Genomic DNA, 22,168 nt, shown 5'->3' with positions numbered 1-22,168 from the left:
TGTGTCCTTAAGCGGCCTGAGATTTCAGAGCTTTTTTGTTCAATAGAGGATTAAGCACGAGGTAACTGATTGCACCACCTAACACTGCGTTCAAAGGAACAACGCCAGGTAGGAAGTGACCAGCGGCTACGCCTGTTGCTACCGCGATAATGCCAGCCCAGTTAACGGTTTGGAACTCTGCATTTGCAAAATCTTTGTAACGTTTACGGTTCGCGAAGAAGTCGGCGATGATTACGCCACCAATTGGTGGAATTGCCAGCGAAAGGAAGGTTAACCAACCAACGAAGTTGTTGTATAACCAAAGCGCGAAAATCGTACCGATAATGCCGTTAATGATAGACATTGTAGTACTTGAGCGACCTGTGATGTTAGATAAACCCAAACCGGATGCATAAAGTGCATTTTCATTGGTTGTCCAGATATTCAAGCCAAGCACGATGATGGCTGGAAGCAGTAGACCTTGCGCGATCATCACATCTGAAATATCAGCCTGACCGGTTGCTGCTGCGCCTGCCGCGCCGAAGATAAACATCAGCGAGTTACCGATGAAGAACGCGACCATAGTAATCAATACTGCGCTTGCTGGCTTTTTACCAAAGCGAACGAAATCGGCAGTCAACGTACCCGCACTTACAAACGAACCAACAACCATTGCAAGCGCCATTGAGAAGTCCATTGGCGTCTCTGGTTTAATCAGCTGCAGTTGCTCTAGTCCACCAACACTGTCTACCGCAGTCAGTACTGAGTAACCACCCAGAATCGCAATCGCAGGTACTGCAATCGCTGAAAGCACCATTAGCGCTTTAATGCCGAAGTACACCGTACCCGTCATCAACAAGCCAGATACGATAATCAAGGTGTTGGTATCAATGCCCGTTGCTTTTTGTACTGGAATAGCAAACATCGCAACACCCACACCAAACCAACCGACTTGTGTACCACCAAGCAGCGCAGAAGGAAGCCATGAGCCTTTAGTACCGAAAGAGAAACGAGCAAGAAGGTGAGTAGAGAGGCCAGTAGATGAGCCGATGTAGCCAAGAAAAGAAGTGTAAATACCGAGGATTAGGTTACCGATGAGAACGGCGAGGAAGAAATCGTTGAATGAAAGACCTGTCCCGAGTGAACCACCTGTCCACATACTTGCAGAGAAGAAAGTGAGTCCAAGCATTACCATGGTGAGTGAAGCGACTCCTTTCCTAGCCGATGTAGGAACCGGCCCTAGACTGTAGTTATTATCAGCAGCCATCTTTTACCTCCGCAAATGATCAAAATTAAAATTAACGGTCGCCGTATTGCAGGCAAACGTGCGCATTATGGTGATATAAATCACATAGTCAATGCTAATTTTGTCAATAAGGGCGATTTAAAATCAGTTATTGTAGTAATTATCTTGTAAAACATAAGGTTATTTTCTGAGTTTATTTAAAAAAAATAAATAGAAAACGTTTTCTATAACGCGTTGGTTATCTGCTGTTCTTGGTTGGCTATGAATGTTGATTATTATACGTTTGAATGGGTGTCTGTATCGAAAAGGAGCGTGGTCGGCCAAACTGCAGGCAAAAAAATAGCCAATCGCAATAATCGCAATTGGCTTATATATTTTGTGAACAAGAATAGGTTCACTAACAACGTCAGTTGGCTAGGTGACCCTCGGCTTAAGAAGGGTCAATATATACATTGCAGTTAGTGTGCCAACTTTTAAAACCACGTAAAACGGCAGTGTTATAGCAATCTGGTGCGTATTTGAGCGATCGATTTGCGTTTTTGTAATGTCCAATTGCAAAATGCAATTGCGATTTGCAACTTTAGAGTGTTTATTAGTTTTTCGAGTTTGTGTTCTTTCTGGCGACGAATAGTGAAATAAACAAAAAGCCCGTGCGATCTAAGAGCGCACGGGCTTGGTATTGCTTCACCAATGGGGGATATTAGATGGAGTAGAAGAAGTACAGTTGAGACTTCATTCTAATGATGATCCCGCGTATTACGTCTAGGAACGCCATAAAGCTGATAGGCTTCTCACCGCTAACCCAGGCTAATCCGACAGAGCCAACAGGAATATCGTAACCCTCTGCCTCATCAATTTTTAAACGAACAAAGTGGTGCTTGTTCTGAAGGTTTTTGCCTGTGGTAACACGAACCTGCTCATCGATACCCAGCAAACTTGCTTGCGCTTCACCAGTGGCTTCTACAATGCCTTCTACGGTTGCAGAGAACACTTTTCCTGGGTACACCGCTGTCGCAAATTCCGCAGGTTGACCGACCTTAATATTACGAATCGCTTGGTGGTTCACTCGCATCAGCACGTACTTCTCTTCGGTATACATCTGGATACGAGGCATCATTGAAACGCGCTGACCTTCACGAAGAATAAAGTTCGTTACAAAGCCGTCAGTCGGTGCCGTGACTTTGGTGCTGTTCAAGTCCCATTGTGCTTGTGCCAGTGTTGCCTTTGCTGAATCGACCTCTGTCTGCTTCTTGCTCACATTGGTTTCAGCTTTGTGGATGTTTAATTTCGCATTCTCGGCATCGACTTCTTTCTTGCTAAGCTGAGATTCCAGCGTCGTAACGTTATACGTTGCTAAGTCTACCTTTGCTGTTTGTTGGTCGATGTCAGTTTCAGTAATCGTATGTTCTACCACTTTGTTTTGCTTCTGGTAACGATCAAGCGTCTTTGACTGCAGTACTAAGTCTGTTTTAGCCGAATCTATTTGTGCGACTGAAGCTTTGATGTCTTCAAGCGCCGATTGGTAGCTGACTTTTGCAATGCTCACTTCTTGGCGAGCTGTGTCTAAAGCGACCTCTGCAGACTCAAGTTGAACGCTGGCTTTGTCTCTCGCGATGACGTATTTGGTGTCATCAATCTCGTAAATTAGCTGCCCTTCAGTCACATCTTGGTTCGGATGGATGTGGACTTTGGAAGTTTTTCCCGACACATTAGTTGAATCTGGGCGTAACTGAATATGTGGAGATTGAACCACTGAGCCTCCCGATAGATCCATCGGAGTAAAGTTGAGTAGGCCAACCCATACAAACAGCAACCAAGATGTCCCCCCTAGGTATGCAAACGCCTTGGTGCCTTTGTTCCAAGGCATACCAACAAGTCTGAGTAAGTAAATGAACATTGCCCAAATTGCCAAGCCTTCTAACATGTTTGGCTCTCCTCATCTTGCTTGTCGGAAGTTGTTTGCTCCTTGGTTGTGGTTGGTGACTTCCATGTATCTCTTAGATTGATGATGGCTTTTTCCATATCAACGAAGGCCAAAATTACTGCTAGTACCCATACCCAGTGCCATACAAAACCAATCCATGTTAATGCGGTGATCAAACCGAGTTGTTGATGCTCTTTACTGTGAGCCTTGTTGATTGGTAATTCATGTACACGCCAGAAGCCGTAACATGCAGCAGCGATGGTTGCAACCAACACTACGCCTGCAACTACGTGTAGTGCGGTATCTGCGCCGGTTCCGACAAATGGGACACTAACTAAACTCATTGATATACCCTAGGTTAAATTGAGCGCCGAGTGTGATTGATATCAGATTTAGAGGTTGAAAATTTACCAATTACTTTAATAATGATGTCATTATGATTTGATCTGTAATAGTGACTTCTAAGTATGGTGGCTAATGAACAATTGTAACTTCTTAAGAGCATTGGGTATTTTGGGTATTTACCAATACGCAACGACCAATAAGGCCGTGAATACCGAGCAATTAGGCATTCCTAAATCGGTGTTTAATAACCCGATGAACCTTATTCCCGTTAGTGAAGTAGACAAATGGTATGGTTTGCTTGAACAACAAACCGGTGATTCCGATATTATCTTGAAGCTGGCTGATAGGGTCGATATTGAAAGGCTAGGACCTCTCTCGAACTGGTTTTTCTCGGGGCACGATCTGGCGTCGTCTATACGCCGAGTGAACATCGGGTTGCACTGTTTGCAGTCTGGGGCTTTCCTGTATGGCGCTCAAGTCGGTAATTTCATCAAGTGGTGTTACGACAATCCTGCTTACACCGAAGCGGGCAAGGTTCATGACTCGATTCGAGTTGCCATCTTTATGATGAAGATATTAAGACGTTACTTGGGAGACGACTTTACCCCCGCAGCCGTCTCTATCGCAGGTTATCGCGAAAACACTCAACTCTATCAAGAGTATTTTGGGTGCAATATTCAGTGGGGCCAGCCACGAACTGAGATCTGGATACCAAGCCAGTTGAGGTTATCGAGCAATCAAGCCCCTTCGAGCGGCAAGATGAGCTTGGCAATGAACTTTCATGACTTAGATAATTATCTCAATATGCCTGATGCTGCGGATGAGCATAAGGTGACCTATGAGATGATCAATTACAGTCGTCATTTCGGCCTGCCAACGCTGCATAAAGTATCGAGTTTGCTTGGGTTATCTGAACAGCAATTTCAACGTCGATTGCATAACTTAGGTATCAACTTTTCTACCATTATGGGCTATGCGTTAAGTAACGTGGCGGTGGAGTTGTTGATGTATTCAGTGCCAATAGGTGAAGTCGCGACGAGGCTAGGTTATACCAATGTCGCGAGCTTTAATCGGATGTTTAAGAAACACCGAGGTTTGACCCCCAAGCAATATGTCGAGCGCTTAAAAACCGGCCTGTAACTATACAGAGCTAACTTATGGTTCGTTTATGGAGCAGGCTGGACAAGTAAACCACAGCCCAAGTACTCAAAATGAAAGGGGCGGTGAGTGGTAGTAGTGACAGTTCATGAAAACCAAGTGTGATGAGACAGCTTAACAGCATGCCTAATAGGATTAACGGCCAAGAGATCCGCGGATAGAGCACAAGTGCTAAAGTGGCAAGAATGGCGTTGTACCCGTAAAGACCTTGGGCTACCAGTTCGTTAGAAGCGCCAATCAACCCGCTAGATACGGTACTAATTATTACTGCGAGCATAACCCAAATGGCATGCTTGATATTGTTGAGTGCGATGGCAACCAATATAACGAGCCCCGACAACGTATTTTCGATGAAGCTGACTTGGCTTATTCCTTTTAACAAAGGGATCACCACTAGCGGCAAGTTGAACCACGAGTTACCCTCAATACTGATGAGTGGCATCAGTGCGGAATCAGGTGCAGAAAACGCTGATAGATCAAAGGCTGATTGGATAATATAAATCAACCAAGTGGTGAGGATAAAGGCGCTAGTGTAACCGCGATATTTCTTAAAACTGAAGACGATGTGGGCAATCGGCACCGTGACTAATGCACCTAACACAGTCACTAAAGCCAATAATGGTGTCACACCAAAAAAGTTACCGATAAATAAGCCAATTAAAGCGCCATTTAGCGCGTACATTCCACTATCAATGTCGTCAACTGACTTGTTGGTGTTGGTGTTGGTGTTGGTGTTGGTGTTGGTGTTGGTGTACATATAGCCATAGAAGGCCAATGCAAAGCTGCAACTGGCGCCAAGCAAGGTAAGAAAAGCCAGTGCAAGTGACTCAATAGAAATGGCAAGCAACAGCAAAGTCGACGTCATGACAGACGGTGTGAAATAGACTTGCCCAATACCATTGAGCAAGCCTTGAAATGGTAGAATATCCTTGTTCGTTTTCATCGTCTGATTACATTATGAGTTATGTTAAATTTTTGTAAGTCAGATTGTATGCAATTTTATCAAGTTCACCATCTTCGCGTGTTAATTCTGATACCAGCGTTCACCATAAGCTTGTTGGTAATCTGGTGTTTCAATGATGCCTTCTTGTTCTGGAACGGTTTCTAAAGGCCCAACAACCGTTCGATAAGGCAATACGCCAGCCCATACTGGGATATCCATATCAGCTTTATCATCATTCACTCCATGTTTACCAATCTTCACGGAGGCTTCCGTTAAAGGGATCGCTAATAACTCGGTTGCGGTGAGCTCTTTTTCATTACTGAGCCTGACTTCATCGGTTCTGCCCGGTGCGATTTGCTCAATAAAGATATTCAACAAGCGATCCTTTTCTTGGTTGTTATCGATGACTGAAAATGACCCAAACACCACAGCAGAACGATAATGCGCGCTGTGATGAAATGCTGAACGAGCCAACACCCAACCATCGAACAAGGTGAACGTTAAACAGGTTGGTTCTCCCTTTTTTAGCCCTTTTAGTAGGCGACTGTTTTTAGCCCCATGAATGTAGACCATATCATCCACTCGCCACGCGAGCATCGGGATAACCATTGGGCCTTGTTCGCCCTGCAATGCAATGTGTGCGATTAAGCTCTCATCAATAATTTGGTGAAGTTTCTCTTGTTCAAATACGGCTTTGTGAGCCCCTTTTTTAATCGTGGTTCTTTTCGTGTTAGATAACATAATCGCTCCTTAATCATTGCCTTTTGATTAATGTAGCGATTAACTGGTCTATTAAATAGAGCCACTTTTAAACACTATTTGGATCCAGTTATGCAGCCTATCGATGTCGGTGATCTACAGTTAGACGAACAACACGACACTCGTCAAACCGCCTTGTTCCACGCGATAAGAGAGAAAATTGTTCAAGATTTATGGAGCAAGGGCAGTAAGTTACCTTCAACACGTAAGTTGGCCGTCGAGTTATCGGTGAGTCGAAATACGGTGATTTATGCGTACGAGCAACTGGTTACTGAAGGCTATATCGAGAGTAAACAAGGCTCAGGGTTTTATGTCTCGGTTGAACAACCAGAACACTTTCTAAGTTTGTCTAAGCCAAACAGTGTTCAGGATCCGAAGGTCAAACAAACAGTCAGTAAACCGACTGCAAACATAGCCACACCTAACGACATTAACCGTAGCTTTGCCCCCGGAGTCCCAGACTTAGATGCGTTCCCGTTTGCTAAATGGCAGAGGTTGCTGCAACGCCACTCTACACGTCAGAACATTGCGGGCAATCAAGAGGTTCAGGGAAGTTTAGCTTTGAGAGAAGCATTGAGCGGGTACCTTGCAAGCAGTCGTTCGGTTCATTGCAGTGCCGACAGAATCATCATCACCGCAGGTGCGCAGCAAGCCATCTCAATCGGATTAATGGCAACGTTAGCGATGGGCGACAAAATCCTTGTAGAGGAACCCGGTTATCGACAAGTACATAAAATTATCGATCTGTTGAGACTAGAGCTGGATGGTGTGAGTGTGCGTGAAAAGGTGGGGCTAGATATTGAAAAAGTGTTGTCCAGTAATGCTAAGGCTCTGTATGTCACGCCGAGTAACCAATACCCAATGGGCACGACTTTAAATACTGAGCAACGCCTTAAACTGATCGATTGGGCCAATCAACATCAGTCATGGATCATTGAAGATGACTATGACAGTGAGTTCCAGTTTGCTCATCGCCCTTATACCAGCATGCAAGGATTGGCGGGTAAGTTAGGATTCGATGATCGCATCATCTATGTCGGCTCCCTGAGTAAGGTGATGTTCAATGGCCTTCGATTAGGGTACTTAGTGGTGCCGGAAAGTCTGGTGGCGAAGTGTCTTGAGATCAAAGACGCGCTCACTGGAGACACGGCGTCCCACACGCAGGAAGCTTTGGCGGATTTTGTTCGAGAAGGCGATTTGCTGCGTCATATTAGAAAGATGCGTCGATCATACAAACTCAAGTATGAAGCCATGATAGAAGCGATTGAAAGCGAGTTTAACGGTGATCTTGAAGTGATCAGCCAAGCGGCGGGGCTACATGTGACCGTGAAGTGGTCCAATGGAATATCTGAGACTGAATGGAGTCGTAGAGCTGAGCTTGAAAATATCATCATTCGTCCGTTTGATTTTTATGAATACGGTTCGAGTGATGCTCGTGATTGGAGTGGGGCGGTTCTAGGGTTTGGAAATATACGTTTGGCTGAGATAAAGCCGAAGATCAAACAGATCGCTCGGCTTTTTTATCAGTGATATTGGTAGGTATCGTTTACAGCTTGTCGACAGAAACGGTGGGTTTACCCGACCACTTTCGCCAAGGGAGTGACAATGTCACAAAAATAGTCACGGCATAGAGCATCGACCAACTTAAGCAGATAAACACCAAGGTACAGATGACCAATGAAAGCATGGCTGTGTATCTAGATGCGCCTGTCAGTAATCGGCAAGCGGCTAACATCGCGAGCAGATAAACCAGAACAAAAATACCATTGGCGAGCTTGAGAAAGAACTCAAGGTCTAAATTAGACAGTTCACCAATCACACACGAAATAAGCACGACAAAGCCAATTGCTAACGTTGGATAAAGCGGTACGCCGTGGCTGTTCAGTTGAGCCATTCGACTTGTAGGACTGTGTTGGCGAGCTTGAGCCCAGATCATTCGTGATAGGCTTTGTGTATAAAGGTTCAGACTAGCAAAGCAAGCAAAGAAACCCAGCACGCTGATGACGGTTTTGAAGCCATTACCAAACAGTTGTTCTGTTACCCAAGGGATGGATGCAGCGTCGAATTCAGGTGAACCGTAAGCACCCAGTTTAAGAATCACTACTGAACAAGCCCAATACACTAGCCCCGCAACAAAACAGCCTGCAATGATCGCGATTGGGAAGTCACGTTGTGGATTTTTGAACTCTTCTCCCATGTGAGCAAAAGCTTCTATTCCGACAAAGCACCAAAACATGACAGCCAACGCAGCGCCGATAGACCACATCGAATCGGACGAGATGGCTGGAAGAGCAACATCGGCTACCGTGATGTCGGCTTTCCAAACAAAAGCGCTAACCAAGGCGAAAATCGACAACGCAATCACCGTTTGTAGGCGACCAGAAGATTTACTGCCCAGCAAATTGACGGCAATAAGCAGGGCTACAGTAAAGGATTGAGCGCCAAGTTGTGTGTCGAGGGGGGCGGGTAACAATTGTTGAGCAAAACCACCTGCCAGTGCAATGGCCGCTGGAATACCGACAGGAATAACACTCACAAATAACCACGCCACGCTTGTTTCTAATCGCTCACTGAACGCCTGACGCACAAAGTAGGCAGTCCCACCTGCATTCGGGTAGCGTTTTCCTAATGCTGCGAAGGTCAGTGCAATCGGGCAAATAGCGATAAACAGGATTAACCACGCGAGCAGTGACAGCTGCCCCGCAATACCTGCTGCGATCGCAGGAATCATAAATAATCCCGTGCCTAGCAAGGTCGTCGAGAGTTGTCCGATTCCTGAAATAAGCGTGATTTCTTGTTTGAGTTGTGTCATTCGCTCTCCTAGCTATTTGATTCTGGTCACGGTCTTCCAGTAACTTTCTTCTGGTGTGTGTGAAGTTATGATTGAGAGCATACATTGTCGACATCAATAATACAGCTAGCGAAACGTCGTAAGACACCGTCATTTTAACGGTATTAATCCGATTAAGCGTGAAAGTGTCGGCTGTCAGAATGGCTGTTATAAGTCGGAAAGTTGTGTCAAATTAGGCGTTATAAATAGAACAATAAATGGAAAGAATCAGAAGCATGGATAAATTTGATCGCCAGATTTTGGATATTCTCAAAACCAATGCACGATGCTCAGTAAGCGATATCGCCCGAGATGTCAGCCTCTCACGTTCGGCAGTGAACGCCAGAATCAAGAAACTGGAAAGCGACAAAGTGATTACGGGCTACTGCGCTCAAGTGGCAGAGCCTAACCAAACGAAGAATGTGTGCGCTTATATCTTGTTGAAGTTCGACATGTCGAGTAGTGACCATAGTTGTGAGTCTTACGCGAAACAAATCCAGAGTATCGAAGAGGTGCAATGGTGTCACTCGATTAGCGGTGAGACCGATATGATGCTTTATGTTGAAGTGGAAAGCATGGAGAGCTTGAACCGAGTTCGCGATCAGCTGCAAAGCTACCCAGATCTGCGTCACTTAATGACTCATACGGTTTTGACCGAGTTTTTCAACAAACAGAATGCGACGGTGCATTCATGTTAGGCAATATCAACTTAAACTTACTGCGCTCTCTGCATGTGCTTCTTGAAGAGTGTCATGTAAGCCGATCTGCCCAACGTCTGCATATCACACAATCCGCGGTGAGCCGTCAGCTCAGCCAGTTACGTGATTTGTGTGGCGACCCTTTGCTGGTCCGTGACGGCAACAAACTGGTGCCGACCAACCGCGCACTTCTGCTTAAAGGCAAACTCGACGACCTGCTTGGCGAGTTTGACCACCTGTTAGATGATAAACCCTTCGAACCGCAAGACTGGCAGGGTGAATTGGTGTTGTCTTCGAGTGATTATGTGGCTCAGTATATTCTTCCTGTGATTGTTGCAGAGGTGTCCGCTGAAGCGCCGAACATTAATTTGGCTTATCGCTTGTGGCAGCCAAACTACCTTGAAGCACTGAACGAGTCGGGGATTCACTTGGCTTCCAGCATGTTTCCCACGAAGCCTGAACATGTCTCAAGCATCAAACTTGGCGAAGATAAGTCGGTGTGTTTGATGCGCAAGTCGCACCCATTGGCTCAACAAGCTGTTTTGAGTGCAGAAGATATTGTTCACTACTCTCACATCAAAGTGACGGGTGGCGGAGATAAAGACAGCTACGCGGACATAGCATTGAAGAAGCAAGGGCTGAAGCGAAGAGTGGCTTTACAGGTCCCGTTCTTTTCATCCGCTGGTACTGTGTTAATGCAAGACGACTATCTGATGATCGTGCCAGAGCATATCGCCTATAACCTAGGTCGACACCTCGATACTACCTACTTTTCGTTGCCATTTGATACGGAAATGCACACCTATTGGTTAATGTGGCACCCTAAATATGACAACGACTCTGCCCACAAATGGGCGCGAGAAAAAGCATTCCAAGCCATGCAAAAGTCGAGTTACAATATCAGTATGACTTGAAATCATAGGTGTGATGATAATCTTTGATTTCAAATAATACCTCCTGCAAATTATGGTAAGTGCCAAGTATTGAGTATTAAGCGTAGAGCGTTCAGCTAGAACGCTTTATTTTATTAGGAATGGAATGATGACAGTAACAATTTGGTTTTCTTTATTAGCGATTTGCTTGTTGGGTGCAATGTCTCCGGGCCCAAGTTTGGCGATGATCGCTAAACACAGTTTGGCTGGTGGCCGTATGAACGGGCTTATCGCAGCTTGGTCACACGCTGCTGGTATCGGTATTTATGCGTTCGCAACCATTGTTGGTTTAGCCGTTGTGCTTGAGCAATCCCCAATGTTGTTCAAAGGTATTAGCTTAGCGGGTGCTGCTTATCTGCTTTATCTTGGCGTTAATGCGTTGCGTTCGAAAGGTGGTGTTGCCGCTAAATTAGAAGCAGGTGAGAAGATGAGTTACATGCAGTCTGCTCGCGAAGCTTTCTTGATCTCTATCTTGAGCCCAAAGATCGCGTTGTTCTTCATCGCTCTGTTTAGCCAATTTGTTGCGCTAGGTAATGAACTGACCAACCAGGTTATCATTGTCTCAACGCCACTGATTGTCGACGGCCTTTGGTACACCTTTATCACCTTGGTACTGTCTAGCCCGTTGATTGTTGAACGTATTCGTTCGAAAGCTCAGTTGATTGATCGACTATCTGGCGTGGTGTTGATCTTGCTTGCTGTTCGTGTGGTGTGGATGATTTAGTCATCACTAGACCTTAAGATCTAAAAAGGCTCACTAGACGTTATCTAGTGAGCCTTTTTGATTTCTATGGATTGGCTTCGACAGGCTTTAGCTTGTTAGCCTTCAGAGTTCAGCACGGCATCTAACTTCGCCATTGAGTCTGAGAAGTAGGGGTTGTAGGTCAAACGCGCATGGTTCTTCCCTTCTTCACGATAGCCCCAAGCTGAGTACCAAACCTCACTGGTTGCGTTGCATTGTTCTTCAAACCCTTCTGCCTGACCATTGGAGCAGATCTTCTCGCTACCATTGATACCGTAGTAAGGATTGCTTGGTGAGAACAGTAAGCCCATGTGAGAGCCGTTCGAGATACGTTGCTCTGGGATCTTCATGCTGTACTGAACAGCACGAGGATCGTCGAGTGTGGTTTCCCCTTGCCAAATCAACACATTGTTTGGATTCGGCATTGATTCAGTAAAGGCTTGCTGAACGTAGTTGGTGTCGATCACGCTGTCGCCTTCACTCATCATAATAAACACTGGTTTGTCGAAGTGTTTATCTTGTAAGTCATCACGTACGACTTCAGATGTTTCGTAGTAAACCGAGGCACCATTCATTGGCAGTGAGTTGTAACGTAATACATTGTCTTCAGGATCTTGATCCGCCCAAGTGACAAAGTAGCTTGCTAGTCCCGCGTATTGAACGGCAGACGAGCTCGGTTGAAATGCAGGTGAGAACAGCAGTAACCCAGAGATCTTTGGATCGTTCATCGCCTGTGAAGTCACGAGGTTCGCGCCGGTTGAATAGCCGCCAAGCCAAACAGAATCATACTCTTGCTCAAGTAACTTTGTATGATGAGCCACCACACCTTGCCAATCTTCTAGGTTCGGCTGCATTAAGTCACCCACGCGACTGCCGTGACCCGGAAGCAATACAGTTCTCACTAAATAACCTTGCTCTGCCAAATGGGTAGCGATGTCTTTAAATGAGTAAGGTGAGTCGCCTAATCCATGAACCAATAGCACCGCCTTGCCGTTTGGCGAGGTTGGTTGATACTCGGTTGGTGAATTGAGTTGGATCTCGAGTTGCTTGTCTTCTGTCATGAACACGCGGTTTTTCAATAACCAATCTTGGGTGTCATTGACGTAGGCATCAAAGCTGTCTTGCTGATAGCCAGGTAAGTCTGGAGATGTTTCGTAAGCGGGTATCGTTGTCTCGTTGGAACAACCAACGAGACTTAAAGTCGTTAAGGCCAGCAGTGCTAGGAGGGGCTTTCTTTGCATTATGTAATCTTGTCTCTGTTGTGCTTTCACTATGTCTGAAACTAAAGTTTAGGTTACTTTTTGCTTGAAAGGTCTTCGTATTCACCTTCAATAACACCGGCATCATTGGTTGATGACTGACGAGTGTTCATATGAGCTGCGAAACCTTGTTTCTTCATTTGATTCTGAATGCGCTTGCCAGTAATTAAAGCTGCAATAGCTAAAGGAATAGCAAGGATCAAGCTTGTGAATAACGCCAAAAGGCCAGTAAACAATGCAACAATCGTAACTAATATATTTTTCATATTCATTCCTCTTTTTCTATGTTGTTACTTTATCGCTTCTATTCTGAACGAAACATGAACGCCGTTAATAAATCTCTGAGAGTCACTATGACACGGATGTGTGCTGTTAGGGAGTTTATATGTAGTCATAATCACGCACTAAAAATATGGAATAAAACTAAATCTAATAAAATCAACAGGTTAAAAGTTGGCACGCTTGATGCTCTATAGGGTTTGGAATAAGTCGCTGTAAGCAAAGTACTTACAGTTAATAAAAATTACTGGAGCCCTTATATGTTCTGTATTCAATGTGAACAAACAATTCAAACCCCAACCGTAAAAGGCTGTTCTTTCGCACAAGGTATGTGTGGTAAAACTTCGGAAGTATCCGACCTTCAAGACGTGTTGGTGCATTCTCTTCAAGGTGTTTCTTTTTGGGCCAATTTAGGCCGTGCTTGTGATGTTATTGATACTGAAATCGACGAGTGGGCGCCAAAAGCGTTTTTCGCAACACTGACCAACGTTAACTTCGATCCTGCTCGTATCATCGAATTCGCACAGCAATCTCACGAATTTAAGCAGCGCTTAGAACAGCAGGTTCGCGCGGCAGCGACATTGATTGGTTTTGAGATCCCAGCGCTTTCTGCTGCTGCTCAATTCGACCTTCCAACGGACTCTTCAGAGCTATTGGCGCTTGCCCCTCAAGCGGCGGTAAACCGTGGTCACGACTCTCAACACGAAGATGTGATTGGTCTTCGCCTTCTTTGTCTTTACGGGCTAAAAGGTGCAGCAGCTTACATGGAGCACGCTCGTGTTCTTGGTCAAACTGACAATGCTATCTTTGCTGAATACCATGAAATCATGGCGTTCCTAGGTACAGATCCATCAGACCTAAAACAACTGTTAGATACGTCTATGCAGATTGGCTTAATGAACTACAAAGTCATGGAAATGCTGGATAAAGGCGAGACAGATACCTTCGGTCACCCTCAACCAACAACCGTGAATGTGAAGACGAAGCAAGGTCACTGTATCCTTGTTTCTGGTCATGACTTGCATGATCTAGAAAAGATCCTTCAACAAACGGAAGGCAAGGGCATTAATGTTTACACCAACGGTGAGATGCTACCTGCACACGGTTACCCTGAACTGAACAAGTACCCACACCTTGCGGGTAACTACGGCAGCGCTTGGCAAAACCAACAAAAAGAATTTGCGAACTTCCCTGGTGCGATCGTAATGACATCTAACTGTCTGCTTAATCCTGATGTGGGCTCGTACGCTGACCGCCTATTTACGCGTAGCATCGTAGGCTGGCCGGGTGTTGCTCACCTTGAAGGTGACGATTTCAGTGCAGTGATCGATTGTGCTCTTGCGCAAGAAGGCTTCAAGCATGACGAGATCGAGCAAATGATCACTGTCGGCTTTGGTCGCAATGCCTTGATGGAAGCTGCGCCTGCGGTTGTTGAACAAGTGAAAGAAGGTAACATCAAGCACTTCTTCCTTGTGGGTGGCTGTGACGGCGACAAATCTGAGCGTAGCTACTACACAGATTTCACAGCGCAAGCACCAGAAGATTCCGTAATCCTAACATTGGCGTGTGGTAAATTCCGTTTCAACAAGAACCAATTCGGTGACATTAACGGTATTCCGCGTCTGCTCGATGTTGGCCAATGTAACGATGCTTACTCAGCGATTCAGCTTGCTATCGCACTGTCTCAAGAGTTTGATTGTGGCATCAACGAACTACCACTAACGCTGGTTTTATCTTGGTTCGAGCAAAAAGCGATCGTTATCCTGCTTACTCTGTTTGCTCTTGGTGTGAAAGGTATCTACACCGGCCCAACAGCACCCGCTTTCCTAACAGAGAACCTACTAAAGATTATTCAAGACGAGTTCGACATGCGTTCTATCTCAACGCCAGAGCAAGATCTTAAAACAATCTTAGCGGCTTAATCTAAGCCCACTCCCAAGCCCCGTTGTTGCTGTTCTCTAGGAACGTGCAGCGGCGGGGCTTTCTAAATTTAATTCTTTAGTATCAGTAAGGTGTGTGAACTATGTATGCATGGTCGGATAGCGATTCAATCAATTTAGTGTGTTTAAAGAAATGGCACGAGACGCCAGATACCGTCAGCTTTGAGCTTGGTAGTATTCCACAAGACTTACATTTCAATTTTAAGCCCGGTCAGTTCATCACCTTGGGTTTAGATATGCCGACGAAAACGGATTACCGTGCTTATTCAGTGGCTTCTTGCCCCGAAGATAACCGCCTGAAGTTGACGGTCAAGCGTGTGGAAGGTGGCTTGGTTTCTAACTTTATTGTTGATGAGCTTGATGAAGGTGACGAGGTTTCTGTGTTGAAGCCGGCAGGCGCGTTTAACTGTATTGATTGCATGCCAACGGCGACAAAGAAAGTAACGCTAGTGAGTGCTGGCTGTGGCATTACACCAGTCATGGCGATGGTAAAATATTGGTTGTCTCAAGACAGTGACATCGAGATTGATTTCGTCCACATGGCACGCAACAAGCTTGAGACTATCTACTTTCAAGAACTTCATCAGCTCGATGAATCACATGCGAATTTCAACTTAAAACTGCTGTTAAAAGACAACGAAGGAACAACCGCCCCTCAAGGTCGTTTAGATAAAAACTGGTTGGTGAAACTGAGCCCAGATATCTTAGAGAGAACCGTTTACCTGTGTGGGCCTGTCGGCTTCATGCAAGATATTGAGAGCTATCTGAAAGAGCTTGAGTTCAACATGGATAACTTCTATCAAGAAAGCTTTACTCCTGCTACTCAGAATGCTCAATCAGAAGCGTCAAACGCCGAAGTTGCTGACGATACGAATAGTGCAGTTAAGGTATTTGTGCCAGCGTTCGGCGCTGAAGTTGAAGCGGAAACTGGCACACCATTGGCGGATTCATTAGAAAAAGCAGGCGTTCCAATTATTATCGCTTGTCGTAGTGGGATTTGTGGTTCGTGTAAGTGCAAAGTGACCAAAGGATCTGTGGAATCAAGCAGCCAAGAAACATTGACTCCAGAACAGATTGAACAGGGCTACGTGCTCGCATGTTCAAGTTCGATTCAGTCAGATGTTGAGGTGGAGTTATAACAGACGCGAAGCTGTGCAAGAGTGATGAAGACAAGGTCTTGTCATAGCGATAAAAGTTAGAGCGCTAGATGTAAAAAGGCCACCTAGATCAGTTAGAGAGAGCAGATCTAAGTGGCAACCCTCTTGTTTATACGGGGGAGTAAAACAAAAGGGGTTGCGAAGCCCATACAGACTTCGCAGATATAGTTATTATGTTGTGGAGCTTGTCGCGATGGACGTATCTACAAGAGCGAAGTTAATTAAACTTCTGGGTATGTCTTGTAGCGTACACCCATCATCTGTTCCATACAGTGAACAACTTGGCAGCTGTAGCCAAACTCGTTATCGTACCAAATGTACAGCACGGCACGGTTGTCTTGTGCGATAGTCGCCACACCGTCAACCACGCCTGGGTGACGAGAGCCAACCAAGTCCGTAGATACAATCTCAGTCGAGTCTGTGTAATCGATTTGTGCAGACAAAGCAGAAGACAGCGCCATTTCTCGTAGGTACTCGTTCAACTCTTCTTTGTTTGTGCCTTTCTCAAGGTTTAGGTTCGCTACTGCCATTGAAACGTTTGGCGTAGGTACGCGAATCGCATTACCTGTTAGCTTACCTTCCATTTCCGGCATCGCTTTTGATACTGCTTTAGCAGCGCCAGTCGATGTCAAAACCATGTTCAATGATGCAGCACGACCACGACGATCACCCGAGTGGAAGTTATCGATTAGGTTTTGATCATTGGTAAATGAGTGCACCGTTTCGATGTGACCAGACAGCACGCCAAACTTGTCGTGAACCGCTTTCAATACTGGAGTGATTGCGTTAGTAGTACAGCTTGCTGCAGAGATGATGGTGTCTTCTGACTGAATAACATTTTCATTTACACCAAATACCACGTTCTTGATGTCGCCTTTGCCCGGCGCAGTCAGTAGCACTTTCTTCGCACCGTTACACGCAACGTGCTGGCTCAGGCCTTCCGCGTCACGCCATACGCCTGTGTTATCAACCACAAGTGCGTTTTCAATACCGTAAGTCGTGTAATCCACTTCTTCTGGTTTGTTTGCGTAGATAACTTGGATGAAGTTGCCGTTAACGATGATCGCTTTGCGTTCTTGGTCTACAACAATGCTGCCGTTGAATTGGCCGTGTACAGAGTCACGACGAAGCAGGCTTGCACGTTTTTCTAGGTCACCATCTTTGCCGCCACGTACAACGATTGCACGTAAACGCAGTGGGTAACCCGGGCCACTTTTCTCGATCAACAGGCGAGTGAGCAGTCGGCCAATACGACCAAAACCGTACAATACAACGTCACGAGGTTCTGTCATCGCATCGCCTTCAAGCGATTCAATTAGCGCAGTTTGTAGGAAATCATCCAACCCGTGTGTGTCTTCGCGATCTTGCCAGAATGAATGTGCAAGGCGACCAACGTCAATACGACATGGAGATAAGTCCATAGAGAGAAGGTGTTGAATGATAGGTTGAGTCTGTTCTGCTGTAAGAGGAGAACCAGTGTAACGTTTTGCGATGCGGTGAGCTTTGATGATGTCGATAGTTGTCGCGTTAACTAAGGTCTTACCAAAGAGGATAACTTCTACGCCTTTTTGACGGTATAACTGACCTAAAGTTGGAGCGATGGATTCAGCAATGGTTTGACTAGTTTGCCAATCTAGGAGGTGCTTTTCGGGACTCATCTTTACTCGGGACCTTTCACGTTAAGTTTCTGCATTCATGGCGGTTGTAGGGAAGCCAATCAGCATAGGGGATTTGAGGCATCAGGCTGTGGTCTTTATTGCCACTTAAATGTGCTGATATACCTTGTGTGTAACTTGTAATTTTTATGTGGCAGGATTGTAAGGTACGACGGGTTATTCTGCTAGGAAAAATAAATGCAGACAAAATATCTGTAAATTGGCTTTATATTAGCCATAAATCAAGATTTGAACGTCAATAAAGACTATTGACTTTAACAATCTGTAGCACTTATTTTTCGTCAAAAAATACTCAATTCAAAAGATAATATGTAATACAGGTCATATTGAACATTAAAGGTGTGATCGCTAACTCAAGTTACACGTAAACAGTAAACGACAAATAAGGGAATCAGCGAGTATTGTTGTTCGACCTTTTAATAAGTCTAGTTTGAGCGTGAAAAGTGCATTACGCAAACGATTGGATGTCACAATTTTAACCTAACTATCCGCTTTGTTAGCGCGCAGAGTCATTATTCACAGTCTAGTTGAGCCGCGAAATGTGGCCGTTCACTTGTTATGCGGGTGATAATAACTGGAGAAAACGTCTTTTGTTTACATTTTGCTCTCTGAAACCTCGCTTGTTTAAACCAGTCTTAATAAAAGCACGCCTTTCTGCTTTAAAGCTCTTTTCTGGATACCAGTTGGCTTTAATTTTTCGTTCTGGGCTCAGAGTATCGTTTGTTCATATCCAATTTGATCAATAACCCCCTGTTAATGTCCTATTCTTAATTTGGGTTAGGTAAATTACTTTCGGGAAGGGAGTAGTTATAAAAATGATAAATATGTCAATTAGATGGCGTCTTATTTTTCTTTCCACGGTTTCTGTACTCATTATGTTCGGGTTTACAGTGAATGAAGTGCTTAAGAACGATGAGAAGATGAATCACCTTGAAACAACGCGTATTAAGGTCGAAGCGCTTCAATCTTTTAATACGGTATCAAGTGATGCTTATCGATGGTTGGTGCTGTCTAATGACTTCCCTGAGAAAGGTCAGTTACTTTTAACGTTGCAATCAGAACTGGATAGACTGACTCAGTATGGAATGCGACTTCAACAGTTCGACAGCAATTGGAGTATTGATCCTCAGTTAGCTGAATTGAAAAAGCTGTTGATGACCCTAGCTAGTACATCTGAAACCAGAGACAGCAGACAATCGACAGAGCGCGCTTTCGACTTATTAAAAGACGTTCTAATAGAGCTGTCTGAATATCGCATGGCCTTAGTCGATGAAAATATTGGTCAAGCGGATGCGATGTTCATCAATCTTACGCATTACGTGTTTTGGACTCAGAGAGAAGCGTGGTTAAGTTTCAGTTTGTATCGCTCGCCAGAGTTTAAAAACCAATACTTGCTTAGCTATGTCGGTGCTCTTGAGAGGCAGCAACAGCTATTAGATACCTTTTTCCGTTCGGATACGCGTTCTCCAAACATTAGACTGTTGTTAAACGCTGTCGCCAAGGATGAATTCCAAGACAAGTTCACATCACGAATCCTCAAAGGGGACTTTTCATCACCCGAAATATATCAACACTTGAAAAGCTTAGAGCTTAAAAAACGGGCGATTTCAAAAGCGATTGGCGCTTACACCAATCAAATACAGTTTGAGCTGACCAAGAATATCGCGTTGCAGAAAAGACAAACCTTGGTCATGACGTTGCTTATACTTATCGCTTCTGGTGTTCTGATGTGGCTTGGGGTCGCGACGTCTCTGCGTTTAAACAGAAACCTGTCGATTATTTTGAAAGGCGTGTCGGAATGCGCGGATAGCTACGGCAAGCCCAAGGTTATTCATATTCAAGGCAACGATGAACTTGCCGAGTTCACTGAAACTTTGAATCGAGTGATGGAGCGCAACTATCAACATAACAAAGAGTTAGTAGAAGCAAAGGAAGATGCAATTTCGGCTAACAAGGCCAAGAGCGCATTCTTAGCCAACATGTCACATGAAATCCGCACGCCACTCAACGGGATCATTGGCATGGCTGAGATCTTATCTCAAAGTCAACTGAGCCCAAATCAACAAGAAGTGTTAGGAGATATCGAATCGTCTTCTCACTCATTACTGGTTCTGCTTAATGACATTCTTGACCTGTCCAAAATCGAGTCGGGCAACTTAATGCTATCGCCACACAACGCTGATCTGAGAGAGGCGGTTTACGACTCAGTAAGTGTGATTTTATCCAAAGCGATAAGTAAGGATATCGAACTCGACATCAATATCGATTCCCAAACTCCACCGCAGCTGTTTTTCGATGAGTACCGTGTGAGGCAGGTGCTGACCAATTTGCTGTCTAACGCCATCAAATTTACGTCAAAGGGCACGATTACGACGGACATTGCATACACACCTATGTCTTTGGGTAGAGGCAAGCTTGAATGCAGTGTGTCTGATACCGGGATTGGGATTGAGCCAGAGAAGTTAGAATCCATATTTGAACCTTTCACTCAAGAAGATGGCAGCATTACACGTCAATTTGGTGGTACGGGGCTAGGGCTTGCGATTTGTCGTCAGCTTGTTGATTTGATGGGTGGTTACATTACTGCGCGTTCAGTGAAAGGAGAGGGCTCTACATTCACGTTTTGTTTGTATGTCGATGTTGTAGAAGCGCCAGCTCAAACTTTCGATAACCTGAGTAGAGCGACCATCATCTCGAACTCTTTCAATTACCTTGATCAGCTTGTCAAAGAGTGTGAGCGTTTGAATGTTCGAGCCAATGTGGTGTCATCCATTTCTGCTCTGAGTGAAAGTGTCAAAGAAAGCGACTTCATACTTTATTGTCATACCTTGCATCATTCTATGGAGAAAGATCTTGCGACGTTGAAGGCGATATATCCTCTTGCTCGCGTCATCGTGTGTCAGCACCATCTATTTAAAACCAACCTAATCACAGAGACGGTCCACTCGACTCATACCTTGCCATTCTTAGGCCGACGCTTCTTAACTAGCTTACAATCTCTCGATGTCGGTGAAGAGCAAACTCCTGAAGTGGAAGCAAAAGATGAAGAGGTTCGCTCTCTGAATCGACGCATTTTGATCGTTGAAGACAATCTGATGAATCAAAAAATAGCGAGCTTCTTCCTTGAGCAAGCGGGTTATGAATATTTGATTGCCAGTAATGGCCAAGAAGCGGTGGATGTCATCACCCAAGGAGCTCAGTTTGATGCCATTTTGATGGATTGCATGATGCCTGTTATGGATGGTATAACGGCGACTCGTGCGATTCGTCAGTGGGAAGCAGATCAACAAGTCACACCATTACCCATCATTGCTTTAACCGCCAGTGTTCTGGAAGAAGACATCAAAGACTGTTTTGAAGCCGGTATGAACGCCTACTTACCGAAACCCTATAAATCTCATCAGCTGTACGATCTTTTTAGTAGCCTTGATATTGTCTAAGGGCATTCGTATCAAGGCTAGCGTGGCGCTACTTAACGAACTTCTAATCCAAGGTTGTATTGTGCAAGGCAACGACCGACATAGCTGATTTTTAGCAAGGCTGCGACTAAGATGGTGCTGATATGGGCGACGATTTGAATTGGCAGTGAGAAGTGATCGGCCATTGGATAAGCAACGATAATACTGAGAAGCATAAGCAAAGTTGTGATAGCTAGACTGAAGTTTGAAACAGAAAGCAGAGTTTGAAAGCGTTGAGTCATCGTCTTCATATTGAATTCCTAATTGCTATTAATAATTATGATACTTGTTATTAATAGCAATTAGCGTTCCAGTTTTAATTTGCATTTAAAATCATAATCTTATGTAATTTTATCTATTTTTAGAGTTAAAATGACACGTGCTAATTATAAGTCTTTATGACTCGATCGTGTTTCTTTACCATTGTCTAAACCCACACGTATCGATGTGGAATCGAACACCAGAATATAAACCCAGCCCAACGTTATTTTTTTGCCCGAATTCCGAATGAATCTTCTTAAGTTTCACGTGTAGATCTTCACGAGTAATGTCATTTGCAGGCACGAGGTCTAAGGCACAGAACTCTAAGTGCTTGCTTCGCAGTGCACCGCCAGCTTGTTGGTTATAGAGCTTAGAGCGTTCACCAGACACGGGAATCACGACGCCAATTTCTGGTTCAATGTATTGTTGTATGTACTTCAACGTCTTGATCATGTTGGGTACGTTTTTCTTATCAGGCAGGGTAAACAAGGTGGTGTTGCTCATTGCCCAGTCTGTCCCTTGCAGCAGAACGAGATGCAAAGGCATACTCTGCGTAATGCCGGCGTCTTTGAGCTGCTGGCC

General features: G+C 44.8%; 19 protein-coding genes. 8 read left to right on the top strand and 11 right to left on the bottom strand.

Annotated features, from left to right (window positions below):
- Window positions 1-7 precede the first annotated feature (7 nt).
- The 3 genes from codB to IQQ51_RS21705 all read right to left on the bottom strand — a co-directional run bounded on the left by codB (window position 8) and on the right by IQQ51_RS21705 (window position 3,493).
- Complete coding sequence (codB, locus tag IQQ51_RS21715) at window positions 8-1,246, bottom strand: cytosine permease (protein ID WP_032546874.1); 1,239 nt, start codon at window positions 1,244-1,246, stop codon at window positions 8-10.
- 679 nt (window positions 1,247-1,925) lie between these two features.
- Complete coding sequence (locus IQQ51_RS21710) at window positions 1,926-3,149, bottom strand: HlyD family secretion protein (RefSeq protein ID WP_193842115.1); 1,224 nt, start codon at window positions 3,147-3,149, stop codon at window positions 1,926-1,928.
- Window positions 3,143-3,493, bottom strand: coding sequence for an MFS transporter (locus tag IQQ51_RS21705; protein WP_017066493.1), 351 nt, complete (start codon window positions 3,491-3,493; stop codon window positions 3,143-3,145). The genes IQQ51_RS21710 and IQQ51_RS21705 overlap by 7 nt, the downstream gene beginning before the upstream one ends.
- 133 nt (window positions 3,494-3,626) lie before the next feature.
- Here IQQ51_RS21705 and IQQ51_RS21700 point away from each other — a divergent pair, with 133 nt between their 5' ends.
- Window positions 3,627-4,634 carry an AraC family transcriptional regulator gene (locus IQQ51_RS21700; protein WP_193842114.1) on the top strand — a complete coding sequence of 336 codons (1,008 nt, stop codon included), beginning with the start codon at window positions 3,627-3,629 and terminating at the stop codon, window positions 4,632-4,634.
- A gap of 10 nt (window positions 4,635-4,644) precedes the next feature.
- Here IQQ51_RS21700 and IQQ51_RS21695 read toward each other — a convergent pair whose 3' ends face one another.
- Complete coding sequence (locus IQQ51_RS21695; protein WP_193842113.1) at window positions 4,645-5,595, bottom strand: urea transporter; 951 nt, start codon at window positions 5,593-5,595, stop codon at window positions 4,645-4,647.
- A gap of 81 nt (window positions 5,596-5,676) precedes the next feature.
- The gene (locus IQQ51_RS21690) at window positions 5,677-6,336 is read right to left on the bottom strand and encodes a pyridoxamine 5'-phosphate oxidase family protein (protein ID WP_193842112.1); all 660 of its coding nucleotides are present in this window, start codon (window positions 6,334-6,336) and stop codon (window positions 5,677-5,679) included.
- A 90-nt stretch (window positions 6,337-6,426) separates the two neighbouring features.
- On the opposite strand from IQQ51_RS21690, the gene IQQ51_RS21685 reads away from it, so the two are divergent.
- A complete protein-coding gene (locus IQQ51_RS21685; RefSeq protein WP_193842111.1) occupies window positions 6,427-7,884 on the top strand; it encodes a PLP-dependent aminotransferase family protein in 1,458 nt (485 codons plus the stop codon).
- Window positions 7,885-7,900: 16 nt separating this feature from the next.
- On the opposite strand, the gene yjeH is transcribed toward IQQ51_RS21685, so the two are convergent.
- On the bottom strand, window positions 7,901-9,166 hold the full coding sequence (gene yjeH / locus IQQ51_RS21680; RefSeq protein WP_193842110.1) for an L-methionine/branched-chain amino acid transporter: 1,266 nt from the start codon (window positions 9,164-9,166) through the stop codon (window positions 7,901-7,903).
- A gap of 254 nt (window positions 9,167-9,420) precedes the next feature.
- Here yjeH and IQQ51_RS21675 point away from each other — a divergent pair, with 254 nt between their 5' ends.
- The 3 genes from IQQ51_RS21675 to IQQ51_RS21665 all read left to right on the top strand — a co-directional run bounded on the left by IQQ51_RS21675 (window position 9,421) and on the right by IQQ51_RS21665 (window position 11,538).
- Window positions 9,421-9,882, top strand: a complete 462-nt coding sequence (locus tag IQQ51_RS21675) for an Lrp/AsnC family transcriptional regulator (RefSeq protein WP_048608920.1) — start codon at window positions 9,421-9,423, stop codon at window positions 9,880-9,882.
- Window positions 9,876-10,796 carry a LysR family transcriptional regulator gene (locus IQQ51_RS21670; RefSeq protein WP_050653891.1) on the top strand — a complete coding sequence of 307 codons (921 nt, stop codon included), beginning with the start codon at window positions 9,876-9,878 and terminating at the stop codon, window positions 10,794-10,796. The genes IQQ51_RS21675 and IQQ51_RS21670 overlap by 7 nt, the downstream gene beginning before the upstream one ends.
- A gap of 127 nt (window positions 10,797-10,923) precedes the next feature.
- Window positions 10,924-11,538, top strand: coding sequence for a LysE family translocator (locus IQQ51_RS21665; protein ID WP_050052408.1), 615 nt, complete (start codon window positions 10,924-10,926; stop codon window positions 11,536-11,538).
- A gap of 95 nt (window positions 11,539-11,633) precedes the next feature.
- Here the strand turns inward: IQQ51_RS21665 and IQQ51_RS21660 are convergent, their stop codons facing one another.
- Both IQQ51_RS21660 and IQQ51_RS21655 read right to left on the bottom strand, forming a co-directional pair.
- The gene (locus IQQ51_RS21660) at window positions 11,634-12,797 is read right to left on the bottom strand and encodes an alpha/beta hydrolase (RefSeq protein ID WP_193842109.1); all 1,164 of its coding nucleotides are present in this window, start codon (window positions 12,795-12,797) and stop codon (window positions 11,634-11,636) included.
- 53 nt (window positions 12,798-12,850) lie between these two features.
- Window positions 12,851-13,081 carry a hypothetical protein gene (locus IQQ51_RS21655; RefSeq protein WP_017061777.1) on the bottom strand — a complete coding sequence of 77 codons (231 nt, stop codon included), beginning with the start codon at window positions 13,079-13,081 and terminating at the stop codon, window positions 12,851-12,853.
- Between the two features lie 273 nt (window positions 13,082-13,354).
- Between IQQ51_RS21655 and hcp the strand changes: the two genes are divergently transcribed.
- Window positions 13,355-15,016 carry a hydroxylamine reductase gene (gene hcp, locus IQQ51_RS21650; protein WP_048612892.1) on the top strand — a complete coding sequence of 554 codons (1,662 nt, stop codon included), beginning with the start codon at window positions 13,355-13,357 and terminating at the stop codon, window positions 15,014-15,016.
- Window positions 15,017-15,117: 101 nt separating this feature from the next.
- Window positions 15,118-16,173 (top strand): hybrid-cluster NAD(P)-dependent oxidoreductase, encoded by a 1,056-nt coding sequence (locus tag IQQ51_RS21645; protein ID WP_193842108.1) that lies wholly within the window; start codon window positions 15,118-15,120, stop codon window positions 16,171-16,173.
- A 239-nt stretch (window positions 16,174-16,412) separates the two neighbouring features.
- Here the strand turns inward: IQQ51_RS21645 and IQQ51_RS21640 are convergent, their stop codons facing one another.
- A complete protein-coding gene (locus IQQ51_RS21640) occupies window positions 16,413-17,849 on the bottom strand; it encodes a glyceraldehyde-3-phosphate dehydrogenase (RefSeq protein WP_193842107.1) in 1,437 nt (478 codons plus the stop codon).
- An 893-nt stretch (window positions 17,850-18,742) separates the two neighbouring features.
- On the opposite strand from IQQ51_RS21640, the gene IQQ51_RS21635 reads away from it, so the two are divergent.
- On the top strand, window positions 18,743-21,307 hold the full coding sequence (locus IQQ51_RS21635) for a hybrid sensor histidine kinase/response regulator (RefSeq protein ID WP_193842136.1): 2,565 nt from the start codon (window positions 18,743-18,745) through the stop codon (window positions 21,305-21,307).
- Between the two features lie 32 nt (window positions 21,308-21,339).
- On the opposite strand, the gene IQQ51_RS21630 is transcribed toward IQQ51_RS21635, so the two are convergent.
- Together IQQ51_RS21630 and IQQ51_RS27500 are read right to left on the bottom strand one after the other, a co-directional pair.
- Window positions 21,340-21,576 (bottom strand): hypothetical protein, encoded by a 237-nt coding sequence (locus tag IQQ51_RS21630; protein WP_048608901.1) that lies wholly within the window; start codon window positions 21,574-21,576, stop codon window positions 21,340-21,342.
- A gap of 166 nt (window positions 21,577-21,742) precedes the next feature.
- A partial coding sequence (locus IQQ51_RS27500) for a D-Ala-D-Ala carboxypeptidase family metallohydrolase (RefSeq protein ID WP_228013112.1) occupies window positions 21,743-22,168 on the bottom strand: 426 nt, incomplete at its 5' end.

The organism is Vibrio sp. OPT18 (assembly GCF_015163615.1).
Taxonomy (GTDB): Bacteria; Pseudomonadota; Gammaproteobacteria; order Enterobacterales; family Vibrionaceae; genus Vibrio; species Vibrio coralliirubri.
Note: the sequence above shows the minus strand (reverse complement) of the source record. Positions and strands in the feature narration are given on the sequence as shown.

Excerpts from the sequence above, each read along its gene's own strand:
- IQQ51_RS21710 (WP_193842115.1), bottom strand. The coding sequence starts at position 3,149 with ATGTTAGAAGGCTTGGCAATTTGGGCAATGTTCATTTACTTACTCAGA.
- hcp (WP_048612892.1), top strand. The coding sequence starts at position 13,355 with ATGTTCTGTATTCAATGTGAACAAACAATTCAAACCCCAACCGTAAAA.
- IQQ51_RS21635 (WP_193842136.1), top strand. The coding sequence starts at position 18,743 with ATGTTCGGGTTTACAGTGAATGAAGTGCTTAAGAACGATGAGAAGATG.
- IQQ51_RS21695 (WP_193842113.1), bottom strand. The coding sequence starts at position 5,595 with ATGAAAACGAACAAGGATATTCTACCATTTCAAGGCTTGCTCAATGGT.
- IQQ51_RS21645 (WP_193842108.1), top strand. The coding sequence starts at position 15,118 with ATGTATGCATGGTCGGATAGCGATTCAATCAATTTAGTGTGTTTAAAG.
- IQQ51_RS21665 (WP_050052408.1), top strand. The coding sequence starts at position 10,924 with ATGACAGTAACAATTTGGTTTTCTTTATTAGCGATTTGCTTGTTGGGT.
- IQQ51_RS21670 (WP_050653891.1), top strand. The coding sequence starts at position 9,876 with ATGTTAGGCAATATCAACTTAAACTTACTGCGCTCTCTGCATGTGCTT.
- IQQ51_RS21700 (WP_193842114.1), top strand. The coding sequence starts at position 3,627 with ATGAACAATTGTAACTTCTTAAGAGCATTGGGTATTTTGGGTATTTAC.
- IQQ51_RS21685 (WP_193842111.1), top strand. The coding sequence starts at position 6,427 with ATGCAGCCTATCGATGTCGGTGATCTACAGTTAGACGAACAACACGAC.
- IQQ51_RS21630 (WP_048608901.1), bottom strand. The coding sequence starts at position 21,576 with ATGAAGACGATGACTCAACGCTTTCAAACTCTGCTTTCTGTTTCAAAC.
- IQQ51_RS21675 (WP_048608920.1), top strand. The coding sequence starts at position 9,421 with ATGGATAAATTTGATCGCCAGATTTTGGATATTCTCAAAACCAATGCA.
- IQQ51_RS21640 (WP_193842107.1), bottom strand. The coding sequence starts at position 17,849 with ATGAGTCCCGAAAAGCACCTCCTAGATTGGCAAACTAGTCAAACCATT.
- IQQ51_RS21655 (WP_017061777.1), bottom strand. The coding sequence starts at position 13,081 with ATGAAAAATATATTAGTTACGATTGTTGCATTGTTTACTGGCCTTTTG.
- IQQ51_RS21660 (WP_193842109.1), bottom strand. The coding sequence starts at position 12,797 with ATGCAAAGAAAGCCCCTCCTAGCACTGCTGGCCTTAACGACTTTAAGT.
- IQQ51_RS21690 (WP_193842112.1), bottom strand. The coding sequence starts at position 6,336 with ATGTTATCTAACACGAAAAGAACCACGATTAAAAAAGGGGCTCACAAA.
- IQQ51_RS21705 (WP_017066493.1), bottom strand. The coding sequence starts at position 3,493 with ATGAGTTTAGTTAGTGTCCCATTTGTCGGAACCGGCGCAGATACCGCA.
- yjeH (WP_193842110.1), bottom strand. The coding sequence starts at position 9,166 with ATGACACAACTCAAACAAGAAATCACGCTTATTTCAGGAATCGGACAA.
- codB (WP_032546874.1), bottom strand. The coding sequence starts at position 1,246 with ATGGCTGCTGATAATAACTACAGTCTAGGGCCGGTTCCTACATCGGCT.